10 protein-coding genes are annotated in these 14,051 nt (G+C 71.3%); 6 read left to right on the forward strand and 4 right to left on the reverse strand.

What is annotated here, in order from left to right; translation table 11 throughout:
- Positions 1 to 32 precede the first annotated feature (32 nt).
- Positions 33 to 446 (forward strand): hypothetical protein, encoded by a 414-nt coding sequence (locus ABZ810_RS25900; protein WP_358407376.1) that lies wholly within the window; start codon positions 33 to 35, stop codon positions 444 to 446.
- 445 nt (positions 447 to 891) lie between these two features.
- On the opposite strand, the gene ABZ810_RS25905 is transcribed toward ABZ810_RS25900, so the two are convergent.
- Together ABZ810_RS25905 and ABZ810_RS25910 are read right to left on the reverse strand one after the other, a co-directional pair.
- Entirely contained in the window at positions 892 to 3,444 is a 2,553-nt protein-coding gene (locus ABZ810_RS25905; RefSeq protein ID WP_358407377.1) for a transglycosylase domain-containing protein, read from the reverse strand.
- A gap of 598 nt (positions 3,445 to 4,042) precedes the next feature.
- Positions 4,043 to 4,426 (reverse strand): DUF5318 family protein, encoded by a 384-nt coding sequence (locus ABZ810_RS25910; RefSeq protein WP_358407380.1) that lies wholly within the window; start codon positions 4,424 to 4,426, stop codon positions 4,043 to 4,045.
- Between the two features lie 189 nt (positions 4,427 to 4,615).
- On the opposite strand from ABZ810_RS25910, the gene ABZ810_RS25915 reads away from it, so the two are divergent.
- The 3 genes from ABZ810_RS25915 (at position 4,616) to ABZ810_RS25925 (ending at position 8,412) form a co-directional block, all read left to right on the forward strand.
- Positions 4,616 to 5,248 carry a PadR family transcriptional regulator gene (locus ABZ810_RS25915; RefSeq protein ID WP_358407383.1) on the forward strand — a complete coding sequence of 211 codons (633 nt, stop codon included), beginning with the start codon at positions 4,616 to 4,618 and terminating at the stop codon, positions 5,246 to 5,248.
- A gap of 71 nt (positions 5,249 to 5,319) precedes the next feature.
- Positions 5,320 to 6,399 (forward strand): inositol-3-phosphate synthase, encoded by a 1,080-nt coding sequence (locus tag ABZ810_RS25920; protein ID WP_358407385.1) that lies wholly within the window; start codon positions 5,320 to 5,322, stop codon positions 6,397 to 6,399.
- A 231-nt stretch (positions 6,400 to 6,630) separates the two neighbouring features.
- Complete coding sequence (locus tag ABZ810_RS25925) at positions 6,631 to 8,412, forward strand: ABC transporter substrate-binding protein (protein ID WP_358407388.1); 1,782 nt, start codon at positions 6,631 to 6,633, stop codon at positions 8,410 to 8,412.
- Between the two features lie 49 nt (positions 8,413 to 8,461).
- On the opposite strand, the gene ABZ810_RS25930 is transcribed toward ABZ810_RS25925, so the two are convergent.
- Complete coding sequence (locus ABZ810_RS25930; protein ID WP_358407390.1) at positions 8,462 to 8,857, reverse strand: RidA family protein; 396 nt, start codon at positions 8,855 to 8,857, stop codon at positions 8,462 to 8,464.
- 143 nt (positions 8,858 to 9,000) lie between these two features.
- On the opposite strand from ABZ810_RS25930, the gene ABZ810_RS25935 reads away from it, so the two are divergent.
- Positions 9,001 to 10,293 carry an MFS transporter gene (locus tag ABZ810_RS25935; RefSeq protein WP_358407392.1) on the forward strand — a complete coding sequence of 431 codons (1,293 nt, stop codon included), beginning with the start codon at positions 9,001 to 9,003 and terminating at the stop codon, positions 10,291 to 10,293.
- A 267-nt stretch (positions 10,294 to 10,560) separates the two neighbouring features.
- On the opposite strand, the gene ABZ810_RS25940 is transcribed toward ABZ810_RS25935, so the two are convergent.
- On the reverse strand, positions 10,561 to 12,915 hold the full coding sequence (locus tag ABZ810_RS25940; protein ID WP_358407394.1) for an excinuclease ABC subunit UvrA: 2,355 nt from the start codon (positions 12,913 to 12,915) through the stop codon (positions 10,561 to 10,563).
- Positions 12,916 to 13,022: 107 nt separating this feature from the next.
- On the opposite strand from ABZ810_RS25940, the gene ABZ810_RS25945 reads away from it, so the two are divergent.
- The gene (locus ABZ810_RS25945) at positions 13,023 to 14,051 is read left to right on the forward strand and encodes a sigma-70 family RNA polymerase sigma factor (RefSeq protein WP_358407397.1); all 1,029 of its coding nucleotides are present in this window, start codon (positions 13,023 to 13,025) and stop codon (positions 14,049 to 14,051) included.

Below are 14,051 nucleotides of genomic sequence, written 5' to 3' on the forward strand. Positions count from 1 at the left end.
CTGCGCCAGCCCTCGCGGCGCGGACCGGCGGCATGCGAACGCCTGCGCCCGCCGCCACCGCCGCGCGGGCCGCCGGGCCCACCCGGACCGCCGGGCCCACCCGGACCGCCGGCGCCGCCACCCCTGGGGCCGCCGGGCCCGCCGGGACCGCTGCCCGGACGGCCGGGGCCGCCAGGCCCGCCATAACCGCCGGGGCCGCCAGGGCCGCCGGGACCGCCAGGGCCGCCGGGACCGCCAGGGCCGCCGCGCCCGGGCCGTCCGGGGCCGCCGGGGACACCCGCCCCCGCGCCGGCGCCGCCGCCCGCACCCGCCCCACGGCGGCCGGGCGCCGCCCGGCGACCACCGAGACGGCCGGGGCCGCCACCGCGCGCCGGCGGCTGCGACGGCCTGCCGGGCATGGGTGTGCCAGAGGGAGTTCCGCCCTGTTCCCTGCCCGGCGTGCCTGACCCTCCGGGGCGGTACGACGAGCCCCGGCCACCGGGGTTCTCTCCGTAGTCCGGTCCATATGGGCTTGGGTAACTCACACGCGTCCTCGTTCGAGTGGGGTACGGCTGTGCGTCGTCCGAGGGTACTGCGCGCCTCGGTGACGATGTGACCGGCGTGCTCCGCTCTCGCCTTTCGGGGCCATCTGAACAGGCAAAATGCCCACCTTTGCCCCATGGCGTACCGTCAGCGCGGGTGCGGGCGGCCCCATGGGGCCCTCGATCTCGGTACGCGTACCCGAAGCATCACGGTTCACTCCCACCCCGCGGCCCACCCCGAAATCCCCCTCGAACGCGCCCGAAAACCGCCTCGGAAACGACCCCCGCAAACGCCGAAGGCGTGGCGTCCCCCGCCTGTCGCGGGGTCCGCCACGCCTTCACGCCGTGCACCGGACTCGTCGTCCGGCCGTCAGTCCTCGGTCCGGCCCGTCGGCAGCACGAACAACGTCCGTTGTTGCGTCTGTGGCTGGGTCGGGTCGCCACCGTCGTCATCCTGCTTGCGGCAGGAGGGGTACTGCGACGCGAGGTCGGGGTGCGCCTGGCACCACCAGTCGGGCGGCGGGCGGCGGGGCGGCTTGTTGGGATCGCAATTGCCGTCCGGGATGGGCGTCTGGCACGCGGGCTTGTCGGTGGGATCGGTCGGGTCGGTCGGGTCTTCCCCGTTGTCGTCCTTACAGCGCGGGTCGTCCTTGAAGATGGGGAGCTTGCAGAAGGCCGGCTTGTCGTCGTCCTTCTCTTCCTTCTTCACCGGGGGCTTGGCCCACTTGTAGACCGTGCCGTCCATCGTCGCCTGCGGGAACGGCTCGGCGTCCAGGCCCTTGGTCGCCTCGCTCATGTACTCCCGCCAGATGGTGGCGGGGACGGTACCACCCTGCACCTCGCCGATGCCGGGCAGGATGAGCGAGCGCTTGCGCTTCAACTGCTTGTCGAAGTTGTCGTTGAAGAGCGTCACGGCCGTGGACAGCTGCGGCACGTAGCCGACGAACCAGGTGGCCACGTTGTGGTCGGTCGTACCGGTCTTGCCCGCGGCCTCACGGCCGTCCGGCAGCCGCGCGGCGGTCGCCGTACCGCCGCTGACGACCCTGCGCATGGCGTACGTGGCCTTCGCAGCGACGTCGGCGCTGAAGACCTCGTGGTTGTCCCACTTGAGCTTCTTGTAGTCGGTCTTGCCGTCGGGGTTGAGCACCCTCTTGAGGACGTGCGGCTGGTGGTACTTGCCGCCGTTGGCGAACGGCGCGTAGCCGGCGGCCTGCTCGACCGGCCGGATGTCGTTCGCGCCCAGGAACATGCCGGCGCCGCCCTTGTGCGGGTCGAGCAGCGTGCTGGCCACGCCCGCCTGGGTCGCCATCTTGTAGACGTCCTGGTAGCCGACCTTGAAGCCCAGTTGCACGTACGCGGTGTTGTTGGACCACTGGGTCGCCTCGATGAGGTCCATGACCGGCTTGGAGTGGCCCGTCTTGAACTTCACGCCGCCCGGGGTCACGTTGCCCTGGGTGTCGATGGGCACCATCGACCGGGCCTCGACCAGGCTCTTGAGGCTGTAGCCCTTTTCGAGCGCGGTGGCCAGCACGTAGGGCTTCATGGCCGATCCCGCCTGCGCCTTGCCCTGCCACACGTTGTCGAACGCCTGGTTCAGATAGTTCGGGCCTCCGTAGAAGGCCTTCACCTCTCCGTTCTTGGTGTCGATCGAGATCAGGCCGACCCGGATCTTCTTCTTCGCCAGCTTCTTGGGATTGACCTGCGGCACGGCGTGCTCCGCCGCCCGCTGGGCCTCGGCCATCAGCCTCGCGTCGAACGTGGTGTAGACGCGCAGGCCCTTGGTGGTCAGCGTCTTGCTGTCGATGCCCTGGCGCTCGAGCTCCAGCTTGGCGCGCATGAGCATGTAGCCCTTCTGCCCGCCGAACAGGTTGCCGCTGGCGCCCGCGGCCTTGATGGCGGGCAGCTTGGGCTTGTAGGCGTCGGCCTGCGACGACTGCATCTTGCCCATCGTCACCAGGCCGTTGAGCGTGTACTGGTACCGCTCGGTGATCCAGGCCTTGTTCTTGTCCTCGGCCGGGTCGCGGTTGGGGTTCTGGATGAGCCCGCCGAGGAAGGCGGCCTGGTCGGGCTTGATCTCCCACACGTTCTTGCCGAAGTACTCGCGGGAGGCGGCCTGGATGCCGTAGGTGTCGCGGCCGAAGTAGATGGTGTTGAGGTAGAGCTGGAGGATCTCGTCCTTGGAGTGCTTCTCCTCGAGCTTCATCGAGATGAAGAGCTCTTTGAACTTCCGGCTCATCGTCCGGTTGTTGACGTCGGAGTAGTAGTTCTTGGCGAGCTGCTGGGTGATGGTCGAGCCACCGCCCGAGCCGCCCGTCAGGTTGACGTACACCGCGCGCCCGGTGCCCTTGATGGAGATGCCGCCGCGGTCGCTGCGGAAGCTGCGGTTCTCGGCGGCGAGGACGGAGTCCTGGACGAAGTCGGGGACCTTGCCCTTGGTGGGCTTCTCCCCCTGCGCGCCGAGCTGGACGCTCTCGCGCTTCTTGCCGATACGGCCGATCTCCTTCTTGCCGCCCGCGTAGTAGAAGATCGAGGCCTGGTCCTTCACACCCTGGACCGTGGGCTCGGCGGGCGTCGGGGTCTGCGCGTAGGCGACCGCGACGAGCGTGCACAGGCCGGCGAAGCCGAGCAGCATCACGCCGACGACGGCGCGCCACGGCGGCAGGTAACGCCGCCAGCCCTCGCGCTTGACGCCGGGACCGAGCAGGATGCGCTGCCAGCCTTCGCGGGGCGTGTTGGGGCCGTTCGGCCCGCCGGGACCGCCGGGGCCACGGCCGCCGGGACCGCCCGGTCCGCGTCCGCCCGTTCCCCTGCCGCCGGGGCCGCGCCCGAACGGGCCGCCACCGGGACGGCCGGGAGCGCCCATGCGCTGACCGCCCGTGCGTGGGCCGCCGAGCCGGCCGGGGGCCTCCGCGCGCGACGCCACTCCGGCACCCGCCGCACCCGCGCCTGCCGCGCCCGCGCGTCCCGGTCCGCCGGGACGTCCGGGACGCCCAGGGCCGCCGGGCCCGCCGGGACGGCCGTTGCCGTTCGGCCCGGGACGGCCGTTGCCGCCGGGTCCTGGACGGCCGTTGCCGTTCGGCGCGCCGGCGCCGTTGGGACGGCCGTTCGGGCCACCGTTGGGGCCTCCTGGACGCCCGTTGGGGCCGCCGTTCGGTCCGCCGGGTCGGCCCGGGGCCGCGGGGCGTCCGGGCATGCCGGGAGAACCCGGCGCGGCGGATGCTCCGGGGCCCGGGCGGCCGGGCGGGCCACCTGGGCGGACGGGCGGTCCGGACTGCTGCGGGGCACCCGGCCTGCCAGGAGCGCCTGACGGGCCAAGGCGGGGATTCTGCTGCCCGCCCGGCCGCGGCGACCCGGGTTCTGGTCGGGGCTGGCTTGGATTACTCACGCGACCTCATCAACGGGGGTAACGGCTGGTGCGTCGTCCGAAGAGTACTGTGCAGGCTGGTGAGCGGGTTACTGCCGTGCACGGTCATGGCGCCCTCTACGGTGACGATCCTCGCTGGCGGCGAGGCGGTCGGGAGCTATCCGCGCTGGCTGCGGGGCTCGTCTCCATGTCCGAGGACGTATGACACCGATAGGTGATTCCAGGCGCAACCCTGGCACACTTCGACCACATAAACCCTGAATTCTCCGTATTCACGATCCATCTCCGCAAGATCGGCCGTCACCTTGACCCTCCCCGCGTAACGGCCCAGTTCGTCTCCGTATACATAGGTCACGTGCGTGAGCCGCTCGCGCCCGCAGACGGGGCAGTCGTGGTCGGTGGGCTCGCCGTGGTACCTGGCGGCGCGGAGGAGATAGGGGTGCGCGTCACAGGCGTCGTCCCTCGTCAACGCTCCGGTGCGCAGATCCGCCAGGGTCGCCCGCCTGGCCAGGCCGTAGTCGACGACGAGCCTGGGTCTCATGGGCGGTGACTCCGACCCCGCATGTCAGCAGGGTACGACCCGAATCCGCCCTTTGGAAGATCACGTACAGGTACGTGTTCTCCGTACCGACTTGCCAGGATCGGCGCCCGTACGTATCTTTCAGATGTATCGAGTCGATACATTCACTCGATACATCACAGCGAGACATCGGCTCTGCGGGAGTGGGACATGAGCGGCAGGAAGGGACAAGGCGTGCTCGAGCTCGCCGTGCTCGGCCTGCTGCACGAGTCCCCGATGCACGGTTACGAGCTGCGCAAGCGGCTCAACACCCTGCTGGGCATGTTCCGCGCCTTCTCCTACGGCTCTCTCTACCCGTGCCTCAAGCAGCTCCTGGCCAACGGGTTGATCATGGAGGACCGGCCGGAGGAGCCCACCGTGCCGCTGGCACTGCAGAGCCGGCGTTCCAAGATCGTCTACAAGCTCACCGCCGAGGGCAAGGAGCGGCTCCAGCAGCTCCTGACCGAGGCCGGTCCGGCGTCCTGGGAGGACGAGGGGTTCGGCGTTCACTTCGCCTTCTTCTCGCACACCCGCGCCGACGTCCGGCTGCGGATCCTCGAAGGCCGGCGCAGCCGGCTGGAGGAAAGGCTGGAGGGTGTGCGCGCCGCGCTGGCGCGGACGCGTGAGCGGGTGGACAGCTACACCCTCGAGCTCCAGAACCACGGGCTCGAGTCCGTCGAACGCGAGGTCCGGTGGCTCAACGAGCTCATCGGGCGCGAGCGGGCGGAGCAGGAACAGCAAGCACAGCAAGAAGCACAGACTTCGAAATCGATTCAGGACATGCCTCGGGAGACGGACCGCTGAGCGCGGTCCCCACCCCCTCGGGGTCGGGTGAAGAACACCACATGTTCCGCCAGAGAGAATGGAGCAACCGGATGGGTTCGGTGCGCGTAGCCATCGTGGGTGTGGGCAACTGCGCCTCTTCGCTCGTCCAGGGTGTCGAGTTCTACAAGGACGCGGCCCCCGAGACGCGAGTCCCCGGCCTGATGCACGTTCAGTTCGGCGAGTACCACGTCGGTGACGTGGAGTTCGTCGCGGCCTTCGACGTGGACGCCAAGAAGGTCGGCATGGACCTCTCCGAGGCCATCCACGCCAGCGAGAACAACACCATCAAGTTCGCCGACGTGCCGCCGACCGGCGTCATGGTCCAGCGCGGCCACACGTTCGACGGCCTCGGCGAGTACTACCTCGACATGGTCGAGGAGTCCGACGCCCAGCCGGTCGACGTCGTGCAGGCGCTCAAGGACGCCGAGGTCGACGTGCTGGTCTCGTACCTGCCCGTGGGCTCGGAGGAGGCCGACCGCTTCTACGCGCAGTGCGCGCTGGACGCCAAGGTCGCCTTCGTCAACGCGCTCCCGGTGTTCATCGCCAGCGACCCCGAGTGGGCCCAGAAGTTCGTCGACGCCGGTGTCCCGATCGTCGGCGACGACATCAAGTCCCAGGTCGGCGCGACCATCACGCACCGCGTGATGGCCAAGCTGTTCGAGGACCGCGGCGTTGAGCTGCTGCGCACCTACCAGCTCAACTTCGGCGGCAACATGGACTTCATGAACATGCTGGAGCGCAAGCGCCTCCAGTCCAAGAAGATCTCCAAGACCCAGTCGGTCACCTCGCAGATCCCGCACGAGATGGCCAAGGCCGACGTGCACATCGGCCCGTCCGACCACGTGCCGTGGCTGGACGACCGCAAGTGGGCCTACGTCCGCCTCGAGGGCAAGTCCTTCGGCGACACCCCGCTCAACCTGGAGTACAAGCTCGAGGTCTGGGACTCCCCCAACTCGGCCGGCGTCATCATCGACGCGGTGCGCGCCGCCAAGATCGCCAAGGACCGCGGCATCGGCGGCCCGATCCTGTCGGCCAGCTCCTACTTCATGAAGTCGCCGCCGGAGCAGTACAACGACGACCAGGCCCGCGACGCCGTCGAGGCCTTCATCCGCGGCGACATCGAGCGCTGAGCGAGGCGTTCACACGAGCGCTGAGCGAGGCGTTCACACGAGCGCTGAGCGAGGCTGAGAGTCTCGTCACAAAGCACGTCCCAGGACGCCCTGGCAGTGGACATCACTGTCAGGGCGTCCTTACTTCTATATGAGAAATGCCGATGTAGCGGCCGTTGTCACTCTCTGGCCCTACTCTGACACCGCTGGTAATTGGTCATACCGCCATACGCCGGGGCGAGGAGGACGTGCATGGCACGCGAAGGCCTGAAGGTGACCGCTGGGCTCGCCGGTCTGGCGCTGGGCCTGACGGCCTGCGGCGGGGGCGGCGAGGACGGCACCAAGGCGGGCCCGCCCCGCGAGGGCGGGACGCTGCGCATCATCGGGTCGTCCGACGTCGAGCACCTCGACACCGCCAGCGCCGCCAGCACCGGCTCGTACGGCCTCAACCGCACCTACGCGCGCACGCTCTTCGGCACCAGGGCCTCCAACGACTTCAAGGAGACCGTGCCGGTGCAGGCCGACGTCGCGGCGCGGATCCCGACCAGGGAGAACGGCGGGATCAGCAAGGACGGCCGCACGTACACGATCAAGCTCAGGTCCGGCGTCAGCTGGAACACCCGGCCGGCCCGGCCGGTCGTCGCGGCCGACTTCGTCCGCGGGCTCAAGCGGCTCTGCAATCCCGCGTCGCCGTCCGGCGGCATCGGCTACTACACCTCGACCCTTCGCGGGATGGACGGCTACTGCCGCGGCTTCGCCAAGGTGAACGCCAAGGACGCCGCCGCGATGGCCGCGTACCAGAACGAGCACGAGATCTCCGGGGTGAAGGCCGAGGGGGACGACACGATCGTCTTCCGGCTCAAGCGGCCGGCGAGCGACTTCCTCAACCTGCTGACGTTGCAGTTCACCGCGGCGGCGCCCAGGGAGTACGACGAGCACGTGCCCGACAGCGCGGAGTTCCGGCAGCACACGATCTCGAACGGCCCGTTCCAGATCACCTCCTACCGGCCCGGCCTCTCGTACGAGCTGACCCGCAACCCGGCCTGGCGGAAGGAGACCGACCCGCTGCGCGAGCGGCACGTCGAGAAGATCCGGCTGACCCTCGGGCAGGAGTCGCCCGACGCCGTCCAGCGCCAGCTCGAGCAGGGCACCGCCGACCTCTCCTGGGACCAGCCGGTCCCGACCACCGCGATCGCGCGGTTGCGCAGGAGCCGGGACGAGCGGTTCGCGATCCGCGACACCCCGAGCAGCAGCCCGTACCTGGTCTTCAACACCCGCGGCCGGACGGGCGGCGGCGCGCTCGGCAGGCGCGAGGTGCGGCAGGCGCTCCAGTACGCGGTCGACCGCACCGCGCTCATCAAGATCGTGGGTGGTCCCGAGGTGGCCGAGCCGCTGCACACGATCATCCCGCCGGGCAACGCCGGCCACTTCTCGTCCAACCGGTACGCGACGGCCGGCGAGAGCGGGGAGCCGGCGCGCTGCCGCCTGCTGCTCGCCCGCACCGGCGTGCCCGAGGGCCTGACGCTGAAGTTCCCCTACCGCGTCCAGGGCTCCCACAAGAGGATCGCGGAGTCGCTCAAGGAGAACCTCGAAGGCTGCGGCATCAAGATCAAGCTGATCCCGGACACCGGCGGCAACTACTACGGCAGCACGCTCGCCGACCCGGCCAAGACGCGCGAGGGCGCCTGGGACATCGCCGCGCCCGGCTGGACGCCCGACTGGTACGGCAACAACGGCCGCTCGCTGATCCAGCCGCTGTTCGACGGCCGCGCGTACGGGCCCAACTCCACCAACTTCGGCGGCTACGACAGCCCCCAGGTCAACGCCCTGATCGACTCCGCGCTCACCGCGCCGGACCCCGGCCGGGCGGCGGGCTACTGGCAGCTGGCCGACCAGAAGATCATGGAGGACGCGGCGATCATCCCGCTGCTCAACCGGTCCTTCCCGATCTTCCGCTCGGGCCGCGTCCAGGGCGCGCGCTACCTGCCCACCGCGACCGGCTACGACTACACGCGCGTCTGGCTGGCCGACTGACCCGGGCGTTCGGCTCCGCCCGCGCGGAGCCGAACGTCCGCCCGGAGGGTCAGGGGCGCAGGGCGACGGCGTCGACCTCGAACCTCATCGCGGGCAGGGCCAGCGCGGCGACGCCGGTGAGCGTCTGCGGCGGTGGCCGGTCGCCCCAGATCTCGCCGATCCGCCGGCCGAGGATCTCCAGCTTCGCCAGGTCGTGATCGACGATGTACGTGCGGAGCTGGACGACGTGCTCGAAGTCCAGGCCGGCGGCGCCGAGCGCGGTGCGCAGGTTGGCCAGCGCCAGCCCCACCTGCTCGTCGAAGTCGTCGGTCGCCACCTCGCCCGTGCCGTCGGAGGCGTACTGGCCGGCGACGAACACCAGCCCGCCCGGCGTGTCGGCGACGTGGCCGTACCCGAAGCGCACCGGGTCGTGCAGTCCGCTCGGGTTGATGATCGTGTGCGCCATCGTTCGTTTCCTCTTCCCTGCGATCGCCTTCCTATCCTGGATAATAAATATCCAGAATAGGAAGCGCAAGGGACGCCCCGGTGACGTGGACCACCGGCACGGATGCGCCGGGAGCATCGGCGGGTTGCGCGTAGGGTGATCGGGTGAGGGCGAGCGAGCTACGGGTGATCCTGCGCGGCCGGGATTTCCGGCGGCTGTACGCGACGCGCCTCACCTCCCAGCTCACCGACGGCGTGTTCCAGGTCGCCCTGGCCGGCTGGGTCTTCTTCTCCCCCGAACGGCAGGCGTCGGCGGGCAAGGCGGCCGCCGCGTTCGCGATCACGCTGCTCCCCTATTCGGCGCTCGGCCCGTTCGCCGGGGTCTTCATCGACCGGTGGCAGCGGCGGCAGATCCTGGTCTGGGCCCCGATCCTGCGCGCCCTGATGGTGCTCGGCGTCGCGGCGCTGGTGGCGTCGGGCGGCGACGGCGCCGTGTTCTTCCTCGGCGTGCTGCTCGTCCTCGGGGTCAACCGGTTCTTCCTGGCCGCGCTGTCGGCCGCGCTGCCCCACGTCGTCCGGCGCGAACACCTGGTCACGGCCAACGCGTTCGCCGTCACGTCCGGAACGATCATCGCGTTCATCGGCGCCGGGGCCGGCTACCTGCTGCGCCAGGTGTTCGGCGCGGGCCACGACGGCACCGCGCTGATCCTGGTCTGCGCCGCCGGGCTGTTCCTGCTCGCCGGGCTCATCGCCACCACGCTGCCGCGCCTGCTGCTCGGCCCGCACCTGGAACAGGCCGCCGAGCAGACCCGCGAGGCGCTCGGGAACGTGCTGCACGGCCTGGCCGACGGCGCCCGGCACATCCGCGACCGGCCGTCCGCCGCGCTCGCGCTGGGGGCGATCTCGTTCCACCGGTTCGTCTACGGCGTCATCCTGATCATGACGCTGCTGCTGTGCCGCAACCACTTCACCACCGACGCGGACGAGGGCCTCACGAAGTTCGCGATCATGCTCGGGGTCTCCGGCGCCGGCTACTTCGCCGCCGCGCTGATCACGCCGCTGGTGGTCCGCCGGATCAGCAAGCAGGCGTGGATCGCGGGGTTGCTGGCCGGCGGCGCGGTGTCGCTGCTCCTCCTCGGCATGCCGTTCACCGAGCCCTTCTGGGCGGCGGGCGCCTTCGCCCTGGGCGTCGTCTCCCAGGGCGTGAAGTTGTGCGTCGACACGATCCTCCAGGAGTCGATCGACGACGCCTACCGCGGCCGCGTGTTCGCCGTCTACGACATGCTCTTCAACGCCACGTTCGCCGCCGCTGCCGCCGCTGCCGCCACCTGGCTCCCCGCCGACGGCGTCTCGTACCCGACCCTGGCGCTGATCGTCGTCGCCTACGCCCTCGGCGCCGCCGCCTACCGCGCCGCCTCTGCCCGCGTCACCCGCCCCCGGTCACCGATCCCCAGCTGACCCCGGACCAGCACCAGGCCTCAGCGCGGACCGGCACCGGGCCTCAGGGCCGACCACACCGGGCCTCAGCGCGGCAGAAGCGCGGCAGACTCCAAGCCCAGCGCGGACCAGCACCGGACCTCAGCGCGGACGAACTCCAAACCCAGCGCCGACAGACTCCAAGCCCCCCAGCGCGGACGGACGTCGCTCCTCGGCTCGGACGGACTCCGTGCCCCATGACGCGCGGGCCCACGCCTCACCCCGCCGCCTGGTCCGCACCGTCTGACGTCAGGTGGTGACGCGGGTTTTCAGGTAGGGGGCGGTGCGGCTGTCGGGGGAAGCGGCGATCTCGGCGGGGGTGCCCCGCGCGACGACCCGGCCGCCCTCGGCGCCGCCGCCGGGGCCGAGGTCGATGACGTGGTCGGCGCCGGCCACCACGTCCATGTCGTGCTCCACCACCACGACCGTGCTCCCGCCGTCGACCAGGGCGTGCAGCTGGCGCATCAGCACCTCGGTGTCGGCCGGGTGCAGGCCCGTGGTCGGCTCGTCCAGCAGGTAGAGCGCGCCGGTGCGCCGCGTGCGCTGGAGCTCGGTGGCGAGCTTGATCCGTTGCGCCTCGCCGCCGGACAGCTCGGTGGCGGGCTGGCCGAGGCGCAGGTAGCCGAGCCCCACCTCGCGCAGGGTCCGCAGCGAACGCGCGGCGGCCGGGACGTCGGCCAGGAACTCCGCGGCCTCGTCGACGGTCATGCCGAGCACCCCGGCGATGGTCACGCCACGGTAGGTGATCTCCAGCGTCTCCGGGTTGTAGCGGGCGCCGTGGCAGTCGGGGCAGGGCGCGTACGTGGTGGGCAGGAACAGCAGCTCCACCGAGACGTAGCCCTCGCCCTGGCAGGTCTCGCACCGCCCGCCGGTCACGTTGAACGAGAAACGGCCGGCGTCGTAGCCGCGCGCCCTGGCCTCTCCGGTGGCGGCGAAGAGCTTGCGCACCGCGTCGAAGAGCCCGGTGTAGGTGGCGAGGTTGGAACGCGGCGTCCGGCCGATGGGCTTCTGGTCGACCCGGACGACCCGTCCGGCCTCGTCGGTCTCGGACAGGACGTCGATCAGGGTCGACTTGCCCGAGCCGGACACCCCCGTGACGGCGGTGAAGAGGCCCATCGGCACGTCCACGTCCAGGCCGTGCAGGTTGTGGCGGGTGATCCCGCGCAGCCGGATCAGCCCCGCGGGGGAACGGGCCGGACGCGCCGGGCGGACCACCTCGCCGAAGAGGTGGCGGCGGGTGACGGAGCCGGCGGCCTCACGCAGCCCGTCGATCGGCCCGCTGAAGAGGATCCGGCCGCCGTTGACGCCGGCGCCCTTCCCGACGTCCACCACCCAGTCGGCGCGGCGCACGACGTCGAGGTCGTGCTCCACCATGAAGACGCTGTTGCCGGTGTCCTTCAGCCGCCGCAACACCGACATCAGCGCCTCGGCGTCGGCCGGGTGCAGGCCCGCCGACGGCTCGTCCAGGACGTAGACCACGCCGAACAGCCCGGACCGCAGCTGGGTCGCCAGGCGGAGGCGTTGCAGTTCCCCGGCCGACAGGGTGGGGCTGGGCCGGTCGGCGGACAGGTAGCCGAGGCCGAGCTCGACGAGCACCTCGATGCGGGCCGTGAGGTCGCGCGACAGGACGGCCGCGGGGCCGGTGTCCGCGGCGTCCGCGTACGGGCGCAGGACCGCGGCGAGCGTCGCCAGCGGGAGGGCGGCGAGCTCGGAGATGGTGCGCCCGGCGAACGTGACGGCGAGCGCCTCGGGCTTGAGCCGCCGCCCGCCGCACACCGGGCAGACGGTGCTCACCAGGAACTCCGCCGCCTTCCTGCGGCGGCTCTCGCTCTTGGACTCGGCGTACGCGCGCAGGACCAGGCGCTTGGCGCTGGAGTAGGTGCCCTGGTAGGGACGGTGGATGCGGTGCGCCTCGCGGACGGGGTGCACGGTGACGACCGGCTGCTCGTCGGTGAAGAGGATCCAGTCGCGCTGGTCCTGGGGCAGCTCGCGCCACGGCCGGTCGATGTCGTACCCCAGCGTGTCCAGGATGTCGCGGAGGTTCTTGCCCTGCCAGGCACCGGGCCAGGAGGCGACGGCGCCGTCCCTGATCGACAGTGACGGGTCCGGGACGAGCGACTCCTCGGTGACCTCGTGCACCAGGCCGAGGCCGTGGCAGTGCGGGCAGGCGCCCACGGGGGTGTTGGGCGAGAACGAGTCGGAGTCGAGCCGTTCGGCGCCGGGCGGGTAGTCGCCCGCCCGCGACAACAACATCCGCAGCGAGTTGGACACCGTGGTGACGGTGCCGACCGACGACCGCGAGGACGGCACGGACCGGCGCTGCTCCAGCGCCACCGCGGGCGGGAGGCCGGTGATCTCGTCCACGTCGGGGGCGCCGACCTGGTGGACGAGGCGGCGGGCGTACGGCGCCACGGACTCCAGGAACCGGCGCTGGGCCTCGGCGTAGAGCGTGCCGAACGCCAGCGACGACTTGCCCGAGCCGGACACCCCGGTGAACGCGACGAGCGCGTCGCGCGGCACGGCCACGTCCACGCTCCGCAGGTTGTGCACGCGGGCCCCGCGCACCCGGACGTACGGGTCGTCCGCTCCGCCTCCGGCGTCCATGATCTCCACGCTACAACGGCGTCCGGGCAGGTCAGGCACCCGGTGTACCGTGATGGCACAGCGCCCATAACGGGCCCGAGGGCGCACGTACCGGCGAACGGGACGACATGGACGATCGATCGGCGGGCGGCGGGGAGCCGCTCCTGGAGGCGGTCGCGGACGGCACCGAGCTGGACCTCCTGATCAAGCGTCACCAGACCGAGCTGACCGGCTACTGCTACCGGATGCTGGGGTCTGCGTTCGACGCCGACGACGCGGTCCAGGAGACGATGGTCCGGGCGTGGAAGAGCCTCGACCGGTTCGAGGGCCGCTCGTCCCTGCGCACCTGGCTGTACCGCATCGCCACCAACGTGTGCCTGGACATGCTCGCCGGCGGGCGGCGCCGGGCCCGCCCGATGGACCTGTCCGGCCCGTCCTCCGGGGCGAGCGGTCCCGGCGAGCCCTGGGCCGCGGACCGGCTGATCGAGCCGGTCCCCGACGACCGGATCACCGGGCACGGCTCGCGCGGCACCGACCCGGCGGACGTGGCGGTGGGACGCGAGTCGGTGCAGCTGGCCTTCGTCGCCGCGTTGCAGCACCTGCCGTCGACGCAGCGCTCCGTCCTCCTCCTGCGCGAGGTGCTCGGGCTGTCCGCCCGCGAGATCGCCGAGTTGCAGTACAGCAGCGTCCCGTCGGTCAACAGCGCCCTCCAGCGGGCGCGCGCCACGCTCGCCGCCCGTCGGGGCGAGGCCGGCCCGCCCGCCGCCCCCGTCTCGGACGACCTCGAGAACGCGCTGGTGGAACGGTACGTCGACGCGTTCGAACGCTTCGACATGGAAGCGCTCAGCCTGATCCTGCACGTGGACGCGACGCTCTGCCTCCCGCCGCACCCGGTGTGGATGAAGGGGCCGGACGCCATCCAGGCCTGGCTGCTCGGGCCCGGCGTCGGCTGCCGCGGCTCCAGGCTGATCCGGACGGTGGCCAACGGCTGCCCCGCGTTCGGGCAGTACCGGCCGAGCACCGGCGGCGACGGCTTCGCCCCGTTCGCCTTGCAGGTGGTCGAGATCGTGGCCGGCCGCGTCGCCGCCATCCACTCGTTCCGCGACACCGACCGGCTGTTCCCGCTGTTCGGGCTCCCGCCCCGCGTGGACGCCTGA

The organism is Spirillospora sp. NPDC047279, assembly GCF_040643285.1.
In the GTDB taxonomy this organism is placed as follows: Bacteria; Actinomycetota; Actinomycetes; order Streptosporangiales; family Streptosporangiaceae; genus Spirillospora.